1 protein-coding gene is annotated in these 351 nt (G+C 74.9%); it reads left to right on the top strand.

Annotated elements, in window-relative coordinates:
- The coding region (locus GT045_RS18595; protein WP_161334851.1) for a hypothetical protein at positions 1-351 on the top strand (351 nt) is incomplete at both ends.

Raw genomic sequence — 351 nt, 5'->3', positions numbered from 1 at the left:
CCCGCCCCGACCCCCACGACAACGACCCTGCACGTCTCTCCTCACTCCATGCCCTACCTCCTCGACCACTGCTTCTTCCCGCAGCGCCCCGGCTGGCCGGACCTGGAGGACCGCTGGCCGGTCGTGCCCGCCACCACGATCGTCCGGCACATGATGGACGCGGCGGAGCGCGCTGCCCCCGGCCTGCGAGCGGTCGCCGTGCACGGGGCACGCTTCGAGCGCTGGCTCACCGCGACACCCCCCGCCGACATACCGATCACCGTGACCCCGGCCACCGACACCCCCGACCGCGCAGCCGTCACCCCGGCCACCGACACCCCCGACCGCGCAGCCGTCACCCCTGCTCCCGGG

The sequence above is a fragment of the Streptomyces sp. SID486 genome, assembly GCF_009865385.1.
GTDB lineage: Bacteria > Actinomycetota > Actinomycetes > Streptomycetales > Streptomycetaceae > Streptomyces.
This window is presented reverse-complemented; position numbering and strand designations above follow the sequence as displayed.